Raw genomic sequence first — 15,748 nt, forward strand, 5'->3', positions numbered from 1 at the left:
TGGGCCCAGCCCGGTTCTCATCCAAGGCACTGTTATGACGATCGACATTGACCAGCTGACCGAGGCCGAGTTGATCGATCTCAACCACCGCATCGTCGAGCGCCTGCGCTTTCTCGACCAGATGCGCGCTCATGTGGAGATGCTGGAGTTCAAGATTGGGGACCGGGTCAGCTTCCAGCCTCCCGGCCAGGGTCAGCTTGAGGGCATGCTGACGCGCTACAACAGGAAGACCGTGACGGTGATCACCGACACCGGGCAGAGGTGGAACGTCTCGCCTGCCGTCCTCAGCCGGGTCAAGCCGGCCAAGGGCACCAGCACGACTGGAGCCAACGTGATCCCGCTGAACAAGCGCTGACGCGAGCGGGTCTGTGATGTTGAGGATCGTGCTTGTCGGCTATGCAACCGTGCCCGCGGTGGATCGCGCAAGCGCAACGGCTGCGCAGGCCAGCAGGTGCCCTCCCGGCGCAAGCAAATTCTATTTCCCTCAAAACTGACCAGCCCCTTCTGCGATGCGACCAATCCCCGACCCAGTCGTTTCGACCGTTGGACCACATCCCTGCCCTGCCGGCATTTGACAACCCGGTGGGCTCAGTCCACGGTGCGCGCCCCATTCAGCCGGACCAGGGAGGATGTCTTGACCGCGCTCGGCTCCCTTCGTCCGTTCGCTTGCGAGGCGTGCGGCAGTCCCTCGATCAGCGTCCCGGCCACCATCCATGCGGCAGCCGATCTTGCTTGTGCGGGCTGTGGCGTGCGGGTGAGCTCATGGTCCGAATTCAAGGAGCGCGCCCGGCAGGTGATCCTGAGCGAAATCGCCAGTGGCAAGGTTTCCGCAGACTTGTCCAACAGCGACATCCTTGTCACCGACTTGGCCCCTGCGGTCCGCTGATCGTCTGAATTGCAGCCACAGGGTGCAGAGCCATCCGGCTGATCCAGTGACCCGCCACAACACGGCGCTCATGCCGCCGATGGATCCCCATATTGCGCCAGCGCCTCGACCCCTCCGAACTCGGCTTTGGGTGAGCATGCCTGGCGGTGCATCAGCGCCATGCCGGGAGAGAACAGTGCCACACGGAGCCGCTTCGGCCTCAACGACCAACCGAAATCGGCAAGGGCGCCTGCGCCTCCGGCGCTCCTCGCCGCGCCGGGTGGGATGATCCGCCCGACCGTGTCAGAACCACAGGGGTGAGTGACGACGTCAGGGTGCTGCACCTCCAGTTATCAGTTAACCGATCCGACAACGACACCAGTCACTGCCAATGTCCACCACCGCAGGCCAGACCTTCGATCGCCCCGCGAGGACCTGCCTTCCCGCACACAGAGAGCGGGTCCCGCGAGCATCCGCCTCAACCTCAAGCCACCGCGGGATACCCCAAGGACCAGAGCCATCCAAGGTCACTGCTTGCCGGCCTACTCCAGTTCATCCAGCATGTGCCGCGAGCGTCGCAACAACGCGCTGACGGCACGGCGCTGCTCGATCATCGACCGAGTGTGCAGCCCGCTTTTGAGCGCGTTCCGGCTTTCTTTTGGCGCACCCGTGCCCGAAGCTCCACCATGCATCCGACACCGCCGCTTGCCCCTCACAGCGGGCGCTTGACAGGAGAGCCCAGAGTGGGTTGTGGCGCCACATCTCAGGCTGCTGCGCATAGGCCCTGTGTTGCGCGGGTGATCAGCCACGGCGCCGGCCCTTTGCCCTGACACCGCTCAAGGGCCTCAAGCAGCCAGAGACCGGTGGCCATCAGCTTTTCGGCATGGCGCAGGTTCATGTCTCGAACCGTGGGCGAGGCGCCCGCGGATGCGGCTCGCTTAAAGCAGTCCATACTCGAGCAATGCACCGCCACGAACTGCCCGGCGAGCATTCCTTCGACCGTATCCTGCGGTCCCATCTCCCTCAGGGCCGCAATAGCTGCCTCGCTGAGGCTCGCATCACTTGTTGCATTGGCCCAAGGTGAGGCCGGCATGGTGTCCTGGACTTGGCGAACGAGCACCTCCTGCAGGCCAGGGTCCTTGGTGCCGGTCGCCGCCTTCAGGCGACGCCGGTGGGAGCCTCATCGCCCCATGGGCTGGTTTGTGGCAAGGTCGGCATGTGTAAGGCCCTTCTTGATCCAAAGACGATTTACCGTCCCCGTTGGGTGGATCGCTAGCCGCCTTTCTGCGATAATTGGCAGGTCTGTTGTGGATTACTGACTGCATCGAGACAGTGTAAGTAGGCATGGCCGCTCGCTGTGACAGTAATGCTTACGCTGATCTCGTGATGCCCCGTCGTTACTTTGCATAGGGTTGAATTCGACTTTTGACGCTAGACTGCTGTTCTGCGAGCAGTGCGCCGCTATGCCGTCGCCGACGGAGGCAGAGATTAACGGCGCTGTCCCGCGATGACGGCCAACTCGCGAGTGAGCAAACCTTCAGCCGCTGAGAGGCACATATGACTGCAAGACCCCTGACAGACGCGGAATACGACCGTATGTCGTCTGTTCTCGACCGGTTCCGCAATGAGCAGGCGATGAATTTGGAAGAGCTTGATGGCTTCTTCGCTGCCCTCATCTGCGGCCCCGCTCATGTTCACCCAAGCGAGCACCTGCCCGAGATTTGGGGAGGCGAAATGGCTGACGAGGAGGCCTTCTCGAGCCAACAGGAACTCAAGGATTTCCTGGATCTCCTCATGCGCCATTGGACCTTGGTCGCCGAGACCTTGCAATCCGGTGATGTGTTTTTGCCGTTGCTGCTCGAGGACGATCACGGCGTCGCCCACGCGAACGACTGGGCCCGAGGGTTCATGTGCGGCATGGATCTGCGAAGAGAGGATTGGGCAGACCTCCTGGACGACGAAGATCATGGTGGCTGGCTTATCCCGATCTTGGCATTGGCGTATGAGCACGACCCCGATCCGACCATGCGCCCTTGTCAGGAGCCCGTGGATGCGGACCGGCGCGAGCAACTCATCGCTGGCGCCGCCGCCGGGGTCACGGGGATCTATCACTACTTTGCGCCGCTCCGACGGATGTTCTCAGAGCTCAGGGGTGGCCAATCCACCTACCGCCGCACCGTCCCCAAAATCGGGCGCAATGATCCGTGCCCCTGCGGCTCCGGGAAGAAATACAAGCGGTGCTGCGGCAAACCCACACTGCACTGATGAGGATCGCCCTTCCTGCCGATCCGCACAGATGAACCGGGATCGCAACGTTGGCGTCGGAACACGAGAGCCGAATGGCAAAAGCAACGCAACAGGAACGCTCACTGCAGAGAGTCAGCGAACATCTTTGGGCTCACATGCTGCGGCTCCAAGGTCAGATAGTGACGCGGCACCTCGATCCGCTATCAGTGCCATGGTGCAAGGCGGTGTTGGACCAATCTTTCGAACGCGTGGATTTATGCCGCTGATCGGGGACTCATCAGATTGTGAGCCGTCAGTTTTTCCCTCAGGCCTCTGCCCTTTGGCAGAACGAACCCCGTGACGGGTCCAGACTTCCCAGATATATCCCTTGGCCCGACCGACGGCCGTCGACGCAGCATATGTTTATGGCGTCATCCGCAGTGATCTTGCGGCTCACGGTGATCTCATCGGCAACAACGATCGCTGGATTGCCGCCCTTGCCAAGAGCCTCGGGTTGACGGATGTCGCCAACAGCAAGCGTGCGTTCTTACTCGCGCCTTTGCATAGGCTCGCACTGGCCGCAGCAACCGCTGGGCGCCATGAAATGAATACCCACCCCACGGGAGGCGGAAACCACCTGCATTGGGATCGTTTGAAGAGTCCACCAGGATCCTCAGACAACAAAGATATCGTGGCTGGTGATCTTCAGCTCTTTGGAGAAGGTAACGATCGGCACAGCATTGCTTGGCCCCGATCCATCGCGATCGTAAAGCAGAACCTTGTTTTCCTTGTTATAGACAATGAAGTCATTGTGATCTCGGGCTTCTTCCCCAATGACAAAAAAAGCCTTCTTCAGTTTCTGAGGATGATGGGCAGAGCCTGCACCGAGGGACCTGAAAACAGCATTGTCGAGATAGAGACTGTCATCCCTGACGTCGAAATCGGGGATGGCGTCCCGATTGCGTTTTGCACTCGGCGGCGTGTTGAAGATGAAGACATCGCTACCCTCTCCACCGCGAAGGATATCATGATCGTGCCCTCCGTTGAGGGTATCCGCTCCATCAAGCCCAAACAGCCTGTCCTTGCCTTGCCGGCCGATCAGATGATTGCCGGCGCTGTTTCCGTAAATTCGATCATCGCCACTCCCGCCAATGGCATTTTCTATGAGTGATCGAGGATCACCCTGATAGAGCAAAGCGTTTGCGACGTTGCCACGGGCCCAGCGGAATCCCCCTAGGTAAGCGAGTTGCCCGAGTGAAAGCGTCGACCAGTGACCAGGACGGAGATCAACAGACAGGTCGGTCCGATAATTCGCGAAATCATAGGTGTCGATCCCACCGCCGTCCCACACCGTACAGAAGATCCTGTTCCCGCCGGGAAGGCCCTGACCCACGCCGTCAATGAATGCCTGCCCGGTCTTGGCATCCCACCGGTAAGTGGTAGAAGCTGCACGGGCCGAAAAATTGGCCCCGTACATGTATTGCAGGGCGGCGATATCACCAATCATCAATGACTGGGCATAGCCCCATGGCTCATTCTCCACTCGCGCGCCGGCTGCCCCAACATAGGATCGGTAGGTTGTGACGGAGAATTCCATGGAGTCGAGCTCAACCGGAACCCGCCCGAAGACTCCATCCTCGTGAGCATGCTTCAGGCCAAGGGTGTGTGCAATTTCGTGGAGGAAGGTCCAGAACGCGAAGTTGCCGATGACCGGTGCATGGTACCGACCGCTTAAACTATTGAACCAGGCATCCCCTCCCGCCCCCGCCTCATCGAGGGTGTAGGCCCAACCGGTCTCTGCGAATCCGGACATGGCAAGGCGAATGTCCGCATGTATGGACGCAGTTTCCTCAATTTCGGTGAGGGTAAGATTTGTCGTGGCTGAGATCATGCGGAAGATCGAGCGGGCAACCGCGATCTGAAGCTCGTTCAGGGGTTCAAAGTTTTTTTGTGGCTCTCCCGATCCGTACCCTAGTCCATAAAAATCGGCCCAGGCCGGGAAGCTGTAAGTCACCTCCGGACCGTTCCACTGCAGACCAGACAAAGCACCGTCAGTCAACGGACTGTTCGCTCGACCTGCGACGACTGCAGTAGCCATAATCTCACCGGGAGAAGACGGGCCTCAGAAAGTATTGACCCGAACCAAATCCTTCTCATCGGCTCATGGGGATTACGTCATATCCAGTTGTGATTAAGTACAGGGGCCACAGTATTACCGATTCGGAGAAATATCCTCGCGGAAATACAGAGATATTTGTTCGGTCGAACATTGGTGGGACCGAGTGCACTGGGCAATTGGCGAGCAGGTTGGTGCATCGATGACTCGCGGCACCCATTCTCGTGCAGGATCTGATCTTGCCTGTCCCCACGCCCGCACACCCGAGCCGCTCGTCGGAAACACTTGGTGCGGGAGTTGCGCTCGATCGCTGACCGACTATAAGACTGGCAACGAGCTGGGGTTAGGCAGGCAGTCGAGTTCGCTCACCGACGAAAGGTCTTGCGCTGAAGTACGACGCCCTCTTCGTCATCTAGAATTGTCACGGATGGAGGCGCTTCCTCTCCTCCTACCGACAGCTAACTCATGAGCCGCGCCGCAGCCTTGAGGAGTTGCTCATCGAGCATCTCCTTGCCGACATCTTAAAAGGTCATCCATCGATCATGGATCGCCCACCGCATGCCCTTCGGCTTGGGCAGGAGATCCCCTCATCTGGATCCTCTTTGACTCTGAGCGAGCCTTACTTTCGCCTAGGTATACTAAATCGGATCAGTGACCTTCAACCTTTAAGCGTTGGGGAGAGACAACCTGAGCTCACGCCGATACGCAATCCATCGCTTCGAATGGTGAACCATGCCCAACCAGAGCAATCCGTGGGAGACCCTTTCCTCTCAGCAAAAATGGCCGAGAGCCCTCTTCCTTCAGGGAGAGGAGAGATAGGCCTCTTTCCCAAGCTCGAAGCTTGGCAGTGTTCATTATCTGTTCTATAGGTGGTGGATGCTCCGCGCCACGAAGGTCCGCCTGTATCCGACGGCTGAAGAGGTTGAGTTTCTCAACCGGCAGTTCGGGGCCGTGCGCTTCGTGCGCAACAAGGCCCTGGCGATCAAGGTGCACCGGTACCGCGTGCACGGCCAGAAACTCTCGGCCAAGCACGATCTGAAGAAGCTGCTTGCCGTTACCAAAAAGAGCCGGCGGTATGCCTAGCTCGCCGACTACGACAGCATGTCCCTGCAGCAGGCCTGCATCGATCTCGACAAGGCGTTCAAAAATTTCTTTGAGGGACGCGCCAGGTTCCCGCGCTTCAAGCGCAAACATGGTGTGCAGTCGAGCTATTACTGCTCGGGCAAGATCGGCTTTGGTGCAGACTGGATCCAGCTGCCGAAGGTCGCCACCCGGATCAGGGCCGTCATTCATCGTCCGATCGAAGGCAAACTCAAATCCATTACGGTCTCAAGGACGGTCACGGGCAAGTATTTCGCCTCAATCCTGGCAGACGACGGGTTAGCGAAACCGGAACTGGTTGCCGTGCTGCGGGAAGAGGCGATTGTTGGCGCCGATGCTGGGCTCATTGATCTTATGACTGAGAGCTCAGGGCGTAAGACAAAGAACCCGCGCTTCCTTAGGCGGGCGCAGCGCAATCTGCGGCGGAAGCAAAAAGCGCTCTTCCGTAAAAATAAAGGATCGAAGAACCGGGCTAAGGCCCGGCTGACGCTCGCCAAGGCGCATGAGCGCTCGGCAAATGCAAAAGATGACTTCCAGCACAAGCTGCCGAAACGACTGGTCGACGAAAACCAAGCGGTCGTTGTGGAGACGTTGGCGGTCAAAAGCATGCTCAAGAATCGAAGGCTCGCACGAGCCATCTCGGATGCCGGCTGGTCTGGCCCGATCGCGAAGATCGGCTACAAGGCCGAGCGGTGCGGCAAGCATCTGGTCAAGATCGACCGCTGGGCGTCCACCTCGAAGACGTGCTGGTATTGCGGGCACAAGCTCGAAAAGTTGGACCTGAAGGTGCGCTGCTGGACCTGTGAAGCCTGTGGCGCTGAGCATGACCGGGATGAGAACGCGGCGCGGAACATCAAGCGCTTGGGCGTTCTGGAACTAAGGGCGGGTGGTTGGCACGTCCCTGGCTGTGGAGGCCTGCGTCAGACAGTCCACGTGACCGCAGCGGCCGATGAAGCAGAAAACATTGCGGCGTGAGCCGTGAGAAGCCCCGTCCTTTGGGTCGGGGAGCCATTCACGCAAGGTCCATTCCTGCACGGCACTTCGGTTCCGCATCTATGGGATTGCCGTGCTACCCATATCGCTCCCCCTGCCCGATAAGCCCTCCATTGCGGTGCTTCCGTTCAGAAACATGAGCGGTGCCCTTGAACAGGACTACTTGGTCGGCCCTGAACAATGCAGTTTGCTCAGGCGGCAATTGGATTCCAGGGTTCGGGGAAAGTATCCGATTGCGCGGATGAGCCCATTAGAGCCGCCATGAGCCAAGCGATAAACAGTCTGAGCCACGTCAGTATCAGCCGCAGATTATGTCCGGCGGCCACCAGCAGCGCATTGATCGCGTCGCCGGCTGCGCCGAGCAGGTGGTTGCGTCCCAGTCGCCCGTCCGCCTTCATGTGCCCGATCATCGGCTCGATCGCAGACCGGCGTCTCAGCTCGCGCTTGATCGTCGGTGTGAGGCCACGCCGCTGTCGGGTGATGAACACCCGATCCGTCTTGGCGTAGTCATGCCCGCGATAGCCCTGGTCGACGTAGATGCGCGAGGGCTCCACGTCAGTCATGGCCACGACCTGATCCATCGTCGTGTTGAGCGTGTGGCCGTCATACGGATTGCCCTCCAGCGATTTGGAAGCGAGCACGAAGCCTTCGCGGTTGGTCACCGCCAGTGCGACCTTGCTGCCGAACTCGTACGGCCGATGTGCCTTGCCTTTGGCGATGCACACCACCTCTGGCGCATGCAGGCTGTAGAGCTTGTTCTTGCTCGTGCGCTCCTGCGTCAGGAGGCGCTCTACGAGGCCGAGCAGAGGAGCAAACCGGCGTGAGAGAACCTCATCACTGGCGACTTTCCTGGCGACATCGCGATAGACCCGGCCCAAATAGGTCTTCAGCCGCTTGAGCTCTCGCCGCATGCGCCGCATCTGACGGGCATGGGCATACCGCCCCACCTGCACGGCAGCGCGTTTGGCCAAATGGGTGTGGGCCTGACGCAGCTCGAGGCCGTGCCGCTTGGCCTGTCGTACCAGAGCCTGCAAGGCCTTGAGATAGAGCTTGGCGTCGGTGGGATGAGTGATCGCCTTGGGCTGCACCGTGGTGTCGACGCTGATCCGCTCCAGGCTCGACGGTCGCACCGCGCCGCTCTCCAGCCCAGCCTGGATCGTGGCCGCCAGCAGCTTCTCCAGTCCCTCGGGTCCGAGCCGCTTGCGCCAGCGCGTCAGCGAGCTGGGATCACACGGCAGCTCATGCTGGAAGTACTCGCAGCCGCAGAACCACTGGTAATACGGATTCTCGATCCAGCGCTGCACCACTGCCTCATCGGACAGGTTGAAGGTATGCTGGAGATACGACAGCCCGACCATCAGGCGCGTCGGCTTCGCGGGCCGTCCGAGCGGACGATAGAAGCGGCCAAACTCCTGATCGAACCTGTCCCAGTCGATCAGACCAGCCAGCCGGAACAACTCGTGACGCTGATCGAGGATCTGATCGAGACGGCTGCGGTAGAGATCGCCGGAACTCGGCAGCGTCGGCTTGGGTCCCATGGCAAAACACCAGGTTTAAGCGGGTCCATCCCCAGATGCCGGCATTTTACAATGCTTCGTGACGACGAAGAATCCTTCTGTCCCAACAAGTTGTGGGTTATTCAGGACCGACTACTTGGCCGATGGAATCGTTGAGGAAATTATTGCGGCTCTGTCGCGCTTTCGGTCGCTGCTCGTCATCGCCCACAGTTGGACCTTCACCTACAAGGGCAAAGCTGTTGATGTGCGAGGCGGATGAGGGAAGGGCAGAGCTGGGTTCTTGGAGGTCTACAGGATATATCCAAGCCCATACAGTAGCAGTGTGGCCGCTATCGCAACCCCCAGCGCAAGCAGGAGCCACGGTAAATATCCGCCGAAGTCATCCATCGCGAACTCCTTCGCAGCCGGGAGACCGGGGAGTTGAATGAGCTAGGATCGTGATGGACGAGCGTTCCCCCAATCTGTTCCATCGTGCACCGGGTCGACCATGCCCAGCATGTGACCCGTTTCTATTCCCTCATGAGCGAGCGGGCTCTCTTCGGGACCGTGCGCCTGGTGCGCAATTGGGGCCGGATCGGCACCAACGGGCAGGAGCTCGTCGAGACCTTCGCGAGCGAGGAGAGGCCGGCTAGCGCCTCGAGCGCCTGGCCGGGGCGAAACGCCGGCGAGGCTATCGGGACCTATGACGCCGGCCGATCCGGTCATGCCTGCCGGCGTGACAGGAGGCAAATGAGCTCGCCAGACCGGCCGACCGCTCCAATCGCAAAAGGTTATTCCTGCGAGTGGGGCTACTCGTCGGCCTCGCTCGTCGGATTGCAGGCCTCACCGGGGGTTGGCCCCTCGTACTCCTCCCTTCCGCCTTGGCGCATGAGCTGGCCGAAGGACTGCGTGCGCGGGGCTGTGGGATCCCCGAAATAGCCGTCGTTCAGGCCCGAGAAGCGGCAGGCCGACTGGCCAGTCGATGCGCGATGCTCGATGAATTGGCCGGTTCCCTTGATTTCACCGGCAGTGACCGGAGCTGAGGTAGCTACGCAAACAACAAGGGCAGCTAGGATCCTTGTGTGCATGTCAAAACCTCCCTTGGAGGGATGAACGGCGCCTTGTGCGTCGTGGCGCAGCGAGAGCCTGCCGTGAGGTCAAGGAATGGCAGGCGACGGGAAGGATAGGCCATCGGGATCCGACAAACTATCCCCCGGAAGTGAAGTCCATTCCTCGGACGGGGTGTGACCGCCAGCAACGATGCTGTCGGGACTTGTAAGGACGGCAGCCGCGGCAGTTCACTGATGGTTGAGAAAAGGGCGGTGGGATTCGCAGATGGCGCCATATGGACTGGGTCGCGGTGCGAGGCTAATGTTCCTGAAAATCTAAGCCGACAAAAAGAAAGCGCCCACTCTTTCGAGGGGCGCTCCAGGAGCCGACCCGTAGGGGCAAATAAAAGGCCGGTTGTTTGGTGTATTGATTGGCCTTGTGGCATAAATGTGACATTTCGTGTTCTGAATGGGGCGTGTCAACACCTAAAGCGCGCCATTCCGACGCCTGGGATTATCTTCAAATAATCTGATTTATCTTGATAATCCCTCGGAGGTATTCTAAGCGGGCTTCTCCCGTAGGGGCGAAACGGGCTCAAGGGTCGCGAACATGGTCACAAGACCGGGCGCGGCCCTTTTCCTTTGGCTCTCACACGCGTGAATCGCTCGTTCCAGCGGGACTATGTACCAGTTCCGCCAGTTACGGATTCTTTACCTCAATTAAGACATAATGCGCGAGCCAGGCGCGTTGCGGTATCAGCCCGATTTGATGCGGGGTGCCCTCCGCTGTCGCCCTGGCTGAGGGTCCACGACTCCCCTTGGCCGGGGCGCTTTTCCTGCGAGGGTTCGAGGAGCCCTGTATGGACTTATGTCCTACTACCTCTGACGTATTGTGACTTTACTCCCTAACGTTACGATTTGCTGGCTCCCATCGACCAAGCCCAGCCGTAATGAAGAAAGACAGCCGTCTCCCCGATGCTCAGAGTGCTGAGAGCCTGGTCAAGGACGCCCAAGCCGCCCGGATCAGAGAGCATATTCGCGCCATCCTCTCCCGGCTCAAGTCTCGCGCCCAGAACTCCTCGCGCGAGGCTACGTAGTTCCAGGAGACGTCGGAGCCGAGCCAATGTCGAATAGATCCACGAGGATTGTCAGGGGCCGGTCGGAGGTTTGTCTCTGCCTCCCTATGTGTGGGGCGTGCTGCGGCGAGAAGGCATCACGACCCTCGATCAACTCAGGGCCGTCGCTGATCAGGTCCACTGGGTTCCCGGCATCGGGGTTAGGACGGCCCGCATGATCAGAGCAGAACTTGCTCGCTCGTCATCTCACCCCCTGCACCTGAAACGAGCCCGACTCAGGGAAGAGACGAATGCCTAATTCCAGGTGGGAATGCATCGGCGGACCAATCAGGGAGTTGCGGTTGCCCTTCCACGCTGGGAGGCTCTGCGCAAAGGGGCATCACGACCTTGGACCGGCTCAGGGCTCAGGCTGCCCAGATCCACAGGCTCCCGGGCATCGGCCCCGAGACGGCACGACTGATCCGAGAGGAACTCGCTCGCGTATCATCTTCAAAGAAGATGCCCTGATGAGGCTGGTCCCGTCATTCGACCGCGACATGAATTTTGCATAAGCCGTAGTATGGAATCTTCTACGGCGATGTTCTCGGGCTCCCGTGCATCCATGAAGATCACCGAATGCGGGCCTATGACATGGACGGGAACGGGGTTCTCCTCTTTTCGCAGGACGGTCAAGAGCCGATGCATATCGCCTTCTCGATTTCGGCACATGAACTGGAGGAGTGGCAACAGCACCTGACCGATGCTGGTGTCTCCCTGGAGGGCCGCACGCAATGGCCGAGGGGCGGCGTCAGCATCTACTTTCGTGATCCGGACGGGCATCTGCTGGAGATTGCGACACCTGGCTTGTGGAAGGGATACTAGGTCTACGAGCGCCCAGCGTGGCTGCTTCTCATGGTTGCGGCGGTCATTTAGCTCTGATTGTCCGGAGGCAACATGACGGTCGGAAGCCTACGCGATGTTTTCTGGTATCTCGCCCTCACCTCCGGATGGCTGGCTGTTATTTCGCTCGGATACGGCTGGTACGCTCACAGAAAATTTCGGGCCTTCCTGAAGGCTCCCCTGACAGAGGAAGTCGAACATCTAACTCATGTTTGGGAGAGGCGTGTCACTCGCTGGACGGCGTCTGGGCTGGGCTTTTCCAGTCTTTCGATCCTATGTTTCGTGTGGTGGCTGATCTCTGGAGTAGCTTGATGAAGCCGACCAGGGCAAGTAGTTGCCGCTGCGGCATCGTCCTGGGAGAAATGATCTGAGGGCGAAGAGTTTGAAAGCCATCCTCAATTTTTGGCTGAAAACTCGTCGAGGAACATCTTGGCATTCGATCAAGATTGTTCCCCATTGTTGGGTCGGCCTCCTCACGGTCCGGCGCTGGCACCAACTGTTCCCTCATCGCTAAAATCATTTTACTCATGGTCTGAAGATCTGGCGACTGGGGTCAGCGAGGAGGGCTGACGGCCTGGAGCGAGGGAATTGCGGAGCCTCGACGCATCGCCAGATCGCATCAGGAACCGTCAGCTACAGCGGTCATCACCCCTAACTGTTTTATTCCCGGACGAGGCATTCACGAATTTCGGCAACTGAGACACTTCCGCACTTCGCCTCAGCATACCCTTCGAAGTACTATGCTGCCCAGATCAAAAGAAACAATGTTCTGTTGGGCAGATCTCCATGTCAATGTGTGGTACCGAGAGCAGTGTTCCGCTCTGGGCTGAGGCGGACCGGCTGGCGGCTCTTCGCAGCTTCGCGGTTCTCGATACCGAGCCAGAGACTACGTTCGATAGTCTCACCAAGGTGGCCGCGCACGTCTGCGATGCCCCAGTAGCCCTGATCTCCCTGATCGACGAGCAGCGGCAATGGTTCAAGTGTGCGATCGGCCTGAATGGTGTTCGGGAAATCCCACGCGAGATCGCCATCTGTGCCCAGGCTATCCTTCAGCCAGACCTGTTCGTTGTTCCGGATGCGACGAAGGACCCACGATTCTCTACCAATCCTCTGGTCACCGGTGAGCCGCACCTACGCTTCTATGCCGGGGCTCCCCTGATCACCGAAGAGGGTCTGCCTCTCGGCACGCTCTGCGTCTTCGATACCAAACCCCGTCCTGAGGGGCTCACTCCCGCACAGAGGGAGGCGCTGCCCGCTCTTGCCAACGCGGTCATGAGCCAACTCAAGCTCAGACAGGCCAACAGAGTCCTTGAGGAACACCAAAGGGAACTGATCACGCTCACCGATGCGCTGCCGCAGATGATCTGGTCGGCCTGTCCGGACAAACGCCTCGATCACAAAAATAGGCGGTGGTACGAGTTCACTGGAACCGAGCCCGGTTTCGCCGAGAGAAATCATTGGACCAGTCTCATTCATCCCGAGGATCGGGATCAAATCACAGCGCTCTGGCAGCATTCCCTGCACACAGGCGAGCCATATGAGTGTCGATATCGTCAGCGCCACCACTCTGGTGAGTACCGCTGGATTCTGTCTCGTGCGACAGCCTCATATGATCCTCAAGAGCGGGTTCGGCGATGGTACGGAACTAACACCGACATTCATGAGTGGAAACAAGCCGAGGAGGATCTTGCGAGAAGTGAGAAGCGCTATCGCACCCTCATTGAGGCAAGCACTGCGCTTGTCTGGCGTGCGGAGCCTGATGGTTCTCTGATCAGCAACTCTCACGATTGGCAAGCGCTCAGTGGTCAAGCACCCGGTGAGGGTCACGGCAATGGCTGGTTGAAGGCAGTCCACCCGGCTGATCGGGAGCGGGTCATGGCTCTCTGGCAGGACGCCTTGGCCTGCCGCCAACCTGTGGTGGCCGAGTTCCGGGTCGAGCATCCGGATGCAGAGGATCGGTGGGTCCGCGCCAAAGGCGTACCGATGCTCGATGAGCATGGAACGGTCCAGGAGTGGGTTGGGACCATTACGGATATTCATGAGCAGAAGTGTGCTGCCGAGCATATCCGTCAGCAGGAGGAGCGGCATCGCGCGCTCGTTCAGGCGAGTTCGGTTGTGCTTTGGGTCGCCACACCGGATGGGATGATCACCGAGACAAGAGGATGGGCAGACATCACGGGACAGAGTGATCACGAGGCTGCCGGGCTGGGCAGCGTCGATACGCTTCATGCTGATGATACGGATCGCATCACGCGAGCATGGCTCGAAGCAGTCGCATCGGGAACCGCCTACAAGGCCGAGTGCCGGGTGCGGCACAAGAGCGGGGAGTACCGCTGGATGCTGAGCAGAGCCGTACCTATCAAGAATGCGGACGGTTCGATTCGGGAGTGGGTGGGAGGTCTCTCTGATATTCATGACCGCAAAGTCGCCGAATGTGAACTCTGGCGGTCGGCGAACCATGATGCGCTGACAGGTCTGCCGAACCGCATGCTGTTCCAGAACAGGCTGGAGCAGGCTCTTGCGGACGCCAAGCAACACGGCACCAGCATCAGCCTGCTGGTCATCGACCTGGATGAGTTCAAGGATGTCAATGACTCGTTCGGACATGATGCGGGCGACGCGCTGCTGAAGGAGACAGCTGTGCGACTGTGTTCGATAGCGAGAAAGTGTGACACCGTCGCAAGATTCGGCGGGGATGAGTTCGTGGTTCTGCTGGCGGGCTCAACTGGCCTGGAACATGCCGCCACACTGGCCGAGGGTCTTGCCAAAAAGCTGAGCCAGCCTGTGCCCTACGCAGGCCAGATGATCGCCAGCCATGCGAGCATCGGGGTCGCAGCCTTCCCGGACCACGATGCGACAGCGCCCGAGTTGATGAAGGATGCGGACATGGCCCTGTACCGGGCCAAGGCCGAGGGCCGGAACCGCGTCGTGACCTATTTGCCCGAAATGCGAGCCGCGACCGAACACCGGGTCACACTCAGACGGGAGATGCGGGAAGCCATCTCTCTCGATCAGATCCAGCCCTTCTACCAGCCCAAGGTCTGCCTCGCGACGGGCGAGATCGTTGGCTTCGAGGCCCTCGCACGCTGGCAACATCCGACCAGAGGTCTCGTCACACCCGGCAGCTTCGCCGATGCTTTTGACGATCCTGAGCTTGCCACCACGGTCGGCAAGCGCCTGATCGGAAAAGTGACCTCGGATATGCGCCGCTGGCTCAACAGCGGCCTGAGCTTTGGCCATGTGGCGATCAACCTGTCTCAGGTGGAGTTCATCCAACCGGGTTTAGCCGAGGACATCCTTCGCATCCTCGACCTTGCGAAGGTCCCGCCTAAGCACCTTGAGATTGAGATCACCGAGAAGGTGCTGCTCGATGCACAATCGGAGGCCGTTTCCGATGCGCTGGACCGGTTCCGTGCGCGAGGGGTCCAGATTGCGCTCGACGATTTCGGGACGGGCTATGCCTCATTGACGCATCTGAAGCAGTTCGCGGTGGATCACATTAAGATCGACCGGAGTTTTGTTCGAGATATCGAGGAGGACCCGGATGACGAGGCTATCGTCACGGCAGTGGTCAGTCTCGGCAGGAGCTTGAACCTGAAGGTCACGGCTGAGGGGGTGGAAACCACCGGTCAGGCGCAGCGGCTGCGGGAGATGGGCTGTGGCAGCGCTCAGGGGTATCTCTATGCCAGTCCGATGGCTGGCGCAGATGTGCCGGGATTTCTGGCTGGTTGGTTCCCACAGCAGATATCAGCGAAGCGACTGCTTCTTATCGAGAAATAGCGCGCATAGGCGCTGTCGAGAGCCGAAGCAAACTTTGGACCCTCTCGAGATCTGGCGACCGGGTCTGCCCGAAGGCTGCTGAACTGGACCAACAAGTCCGGGGAGCATCGCATAGGGTATCTGACGGTATCGAGCTGCGGGGCAAAATTATTTTAGGCGGGGATCGG

12 protein-coding genes and 2 pseudogenes are annotated in these 15,748 nt (G+C 59.6%); 8 read left to right on the forward strand and 6 right to left on the reverse strand.

Features of this window, described 5'->3' with window-relative positions; translation table 11 throughout:
* Positions 1–34: 34 nt before the first annotated feature.
* Both JO965_RS43235 and JO965_RS43240 read left to right on the forward strand, forming a co-directional pair.
* Positions 35–355, forward strand: coding sequence for a hypothetical protein (locus JO965_RS43235; protein ID WP_203447747.1), 321 nt, complete (start codon positions 35–37; stop codon positions 353–355).
* A 279-nt stretch (positions 356–634) separates the two neighbouring features.
* Complete coding sequence (locus tag JO965_RS43240; RefSeq protein WP_203447748.1) at positions 635–886, forward strand: hypothetical protein; 252 nt, start codon at positions 635–637, stop codon at positions 884–886.
* Between the two features lie 68 nt (positions 887–954).
* Here the strand turns inward: JO965_RS43240 and JO965_RS43245 are convergent, their stop codons facing one another.
* The 3 genes from JO965_RS43245 to JO965_RS43250 all read right to left on the reverse strand — a co-directional run bounded on the left by JO965_RS43245 (position 955) and on the right by JO965_RS43250 (position 1,958).
* Complete coding sequence (locus tag JO965_RS43245) at positions 955–1,209, reverse strand: hypothetical protein (RefSeq protein ID WP_203447749.1); 255 nt, start codon at positions 1,207–1,209, stop codon at positions 955–957.
* A 198-nt stretch (positions 1,210–1,407) separates the two neighbouring features.
* A complete protein-coding gene (locus JO965_RS49230) occupies positions 1,408–1,644 on the reverse strand; it encodes an HGGxSTG domain-containing protein (RefSeq protein ID WP_305846616.1) in 237 nt (78 codons plus the stop codon).
* Positions 1,629–1,958 carry a hypothetical protein gene (locus JO965_RS43250; RefSeq protein WP_203447750.1) on the reverse strand — a complete coding sequence of 110 codons (330 nt, stop codon included), beginning with the start codon at positions 1,956–1,958 and terminating at the stop codon, positions 1,629–1,631. Before JO965_RS43250 ends, JO965_RS49230 begins: the two co-directional genes overlap by 16 nt.
* 464 nt (positions 1,959–2,422) lie before the next feature.
* Between JO965_RS43250 and JO965_RS43255 the strand changes: the two genes are divergently transcribed.
* The gene (locus tag JO965_RS43255) at positions 2,423–3,130 is read left to right on the forward strand and encodes a YecA family protein (protein ID WP_203447751.1); all 708 of its coding nucleotides are present in this window, start codon (positions 2,423–2,425) and stop codon (positions 3,128–3,130) included.
* A 634-nt stretch (positions 3,131–3,764) separates the two neighbouring features.
* Here JO965_RS43255 and JO965_RS43260 read toward each other — a convergent pair.
* Positions 3,765–5,189 carry a M10 family metallopeptidase gene (locus tag JO965_RS43260; protein ID WP_203447752.1) on the reverse strand — a complete coding sequence of 475 codons (1,425 nt, stop codon included), beginning with the start codon at positions 5,187–5,189 and terminating at the stop codon, positions 3,765–3,767.
* 894 nt (positions 5,190–6,083) lie between these two features.
* Here JO965_RS43260 and JO965_RS43265 point away from each other — a divergent pair.
* Positions 6,084–7,283: pseudogene (locus JO965_RS43265) on the forward strand (RNA-guided endonuclease InsQ/TnpB family protein).
* Between the two features lie 209 nt (positions 7,284–7,492).
* Here JO965_RS43265 and JO965_RS43270 read toward each other — a convergent pair.
* On the reverse strand, positions 7,493–8,839 hold the full coding sequence (locus JO965_RS43270; RefSeq protein ID WP_203447753.1) for an IS5 family transposase: 1,347 nt from the start codon (positions 8,837–8,839) through the stop codon (positions 7,493–7,495).
* A gap of 115 nt (positions 8,840–8,954) precedes the next feature.
* Between JO965_RS43270 and JO965_RS49120 the strand changes: the two genes are divergently transcribed.
* Positions 8,955–9,077 carry a hypothetical protein gene (locus tag JO965_RS49120; protein ID WP_256451964.1) on the forward strand — a complete coding sequence of 41 codons (123 nt, stop codon included), beginning with the start codon at positions 8,955–8,957 and terminating at the stop codon, positions 9,075–9,077.
* Positions 9,078–9,337: 260 nt separating this feature from the next.
* A pseudogene (locus JO965_RS49915) lies at positions 9,338–9,382 on the forward strand (hypothetical protein); the annotation flags it as partial.
* Positions 9,383–9,606: 224 nt separating this feature from the next.
* Here JO965_RS49915 and JO965_RS43280 read toward each other — a convergent pair.
* Positions 9,607–9,885, reverse strand: a complete 279-nt coding sequence (locus JO965_RS43280; protein WP_203447754.1) for a hypothetical protein — start codon at positions 9,883–9,885, stop codon at positions 9,607–9,609.
* Positions 9,886–11,486: 1,601 nt separating this feature from the next.
* On the opposite strand from JO965_RS43280, the gene JO965_RS43285 reads away from it, so the two are divergent.
* Positions 11,487–11,783 (forward strand): VOC family protein, encoded by a 297-nt coding sequence (locus JO965_RS43285; RefSeq protein WP_203447894.1) that lies wholly within the window; start codon positions 11,487–11,489, stop codon positions 11,781–11,783.
* Between the two features lie 804 nt (positions 11,784–12,587).
* Positions 12,588–15,581 carry an EAL domain-containing protein gene (locus tag JO965_RS43290; protein ID WP_203447755.1) on the forward strand — a complete coding sequence of 998 codons (2,994 nt, stop codon included), beginning with the start codon at positions 12,588–12,590 and terminating at the stop codon, positions 15,579–15,581.
* Positions 15,582–15,748 lie beyond the last annotated feature (167 nt).

The sequence above is a fragment of the Microvirga sp. VF16 genome, assembly GCF_016864375.1.
In the GTDB taxonomy this organism is placed as follows: domain Bacteria; phylum Pseudomonadota; class Alphaproteobacteria; order Rhizobiales; family Beijerinckiaceae; genus Microvirga.

What these genes read in the sequence shown, in the direction of transcription:
- JO965_RS43260 (WP_203447752.1), bottom strand. Translation starts at nt 5,189, where the DNA reads ATGGCTACTGCAGTCGTCGCAGGTCGAGCGAACAGTCCGTTGACTGAC.
- JO965_RS43235 (WP_203447747.1), top strand. Translation starts at nt 35, where the DNA reads ATGACGATCGACATTGACCAGCTGACCGAGGCCGAGTTGATCGATCTC.
- JO965_RS43290 (WP_203447755.1), top strand. Translation starts at nt 12,588, where the DNA reads ATGTCAATGTGTGGTACCGAGAGCAGTGTTCCGCTCTGGGCTGAGGCG.
- JO965_RS43280 (WP_203447754.1), bottom strand. Translation starts at nt 9,885, where the DNA reads ATGCACACAAGGATCCTAGCTGCCCTTGTTGTTTGCGTAGCTACCTCA.
- JO965_RS43255 (WP_203447751.1), top strand. Translation starts at nt 2,423, where the DNA reads ATGACTGCAAGACCCCTGACAGACGCGGAATACGACCGTATGTCGTCT.
- JO965_RS43270 (WP_203447753.1), bottom strand. Translation starts at nt 8,839, where the DNA reads ATGGGACCCAAGCCGACGCTGCCGAGTTCCGGCGATCTCTACCGCAGC.
- JO965_RS43250 (WP_203447750.1), bottom strand. Translation starts at nt 1,958, where the DNA reads ATGCCGGCCTCACCTTGGGCCAATGCAACAAGTGATGCGAGCCTCAGC.
- JO965_RS49230 (WP_305846616.1), bottom strand. Translation starts at nt 1,644, where the DNA reads ATGCGCAGCAGCCTGAGATGTGGCGCCACAACCCACTCTGGGCTCTCC.